We start from the raw sequence: 1,528 nt of genomic DNA on the forward strand, positions 1-1,528 counted from the left end.
TCTTCCTGCCCTCAAGCTCTGAAGTCGCGGGAGCAGACATAGCCGTGGCCCACCAGAGCGTGTCCTCAAACGGCGAAAAGTGTCTTTCCATCTGCATCTCTTCGTAATCAGGCCCAACGAGTGGGCCAATTTGAATGCTAGTGCATGATCGTCTTCGCCGCCAGCGCGGGCGACGAAACCGGTCACGTCAATTGGATGCGCGCTTTCAACATCAAGATATTTGGGTTCGATTGCAGCACCTTTCGGTAACCGACGGCTGGTCTCTAATCATGGCAGCTGCGCGGTCACGCTCTACGTGCTGACGCGCTAAAGTCTCGCGCGCCTCAGTGGGCGTAGAAGCCGGCGATGAACACAAAGTCTTTGTGCAGCACCGCCCAGGACTTCTTTTGGCCGAGCTTGCCGGTGGTCGGGTCCGGCCACTGGTAATCGAACCAGCCGCCCGCTTCCGTCGCATCCATGCTCATGATGACGCCGAACTTCTTGCCGGTGGGATCGGCGATCTGCGCGAGTGGCGTGCCGATCATCTTCGGGGCAGCAGCATGGGCCAGCACCTTGCCGTCCGGACCGCGCGACTCCACCACGATGTAGATCTCGCCCGCGAGGAAGCCCGATACCGCGCCCTCATTGAAGACCTGCAAGGCGGCCTCGCCCTTTTCGTCGTAAAGCGCGATGGCCTTGGCCACCATGGCCTTGGCCTTCTCCTCCGGCCCGGCAAGCGCCGGCCCGGCGGCCCACACGAGCCCGAGGCCCGCCATGACACAAGTGCCCAGCAACTTTCTGCGGTTCAGTCCCATTATCCGATATCCACCAGATGACTTACGTATCAAATTCAAGTTTTGCGCAAATCCGCTGCGGTTGCAAGATCGGCCTGTGCCTACCGCGAAACGAACCTCTCGCGACAGAACTCCTCAGCCTGGACGAGAAACAGCCAGTAGAGACTCGAAACAGACTGGGAGCAATCCGTACTTCAGCCGTTGAATCAACCCCAGACGAACAAAATCGTCTCACTACCCACCTGTTGATTTGCACTGAGAGTTGACCCGGGAGGGCACAAGTTTCCACTGAGAATTGACCCATGTTCTGACCTTCCCCCTGGCATTTTGACCGGGGGATCATGGAGTGATCGACATGGCACTTTTGAGCGTTATCCGACGTTGGCATTTCCGCGAGGGGATGCCGATCCGGGAGATCGAGCGGCGGACAGGACTGTCGCGCAATACGATCCGCAAATACCTGCGGGCGGGCGCCGTGGAGCCGAAGTTCAAGGTTCCCGACCGGCCGAGCAACCTGGACCCGTTTGCCGAGAAGCTGGCGGCGTGGCTCCGGGTGGAGGCGGGCAAGTCGCGAAAGCAGCGCCGCACAGCAAAGCAGATCTACACCGACCTTGTTTCTCTGGGCTACGTCGGCTCCTACGGCCGGGTAGCGGCCTTTGTGCGGGCCTGGAAGGCTGAACGCCAGCGTGATGCACAGACGAGCGGGCGCGGTACATTTGTGCCGCTGGCCTTTGCCCCGGGAGAGGCTTTCCAAT

1 protein-coding gene and 1 pseudogene are annotated in these 1,528 nt (G+C 60.1%); one reads left to right on the forward strand and one right to left on the reverse strand.

What is annotated here, in order from left to right; genetic code table 11:
• Positions 1-323: 323 nt before the first annotated feature.
• Positions 324-794: a cache domain-containing protein gene (locus tag WCJ41_RS22250; protein ID WP_336908017.1), complete on the reverse strand. Its 471-nt coding sequence runs from the start codon at positions 792-794 to the stop codon at positions 324-326.
• Positions 795-1,128: 334 nt separating this feature from the next.
• Between WCJ41_RS22250 and WCJ41_RS22255 the strand changes: the two are divergent.
• A pseudogene (locus WCJ41_RS22255) lies at positions 1,129-1,528 on the forward strand (IS21 family transposase); the annotation flags it as partial.

It is taken from the genome of Aestuariivirga sp. (assembly GCF_037139295.1).
Lineage (GTDB): Bacteria > Pseudomonadota > Alphaproteobacteria > Rhizobiales > Aestuariivirgaceae > Aestuariivirga.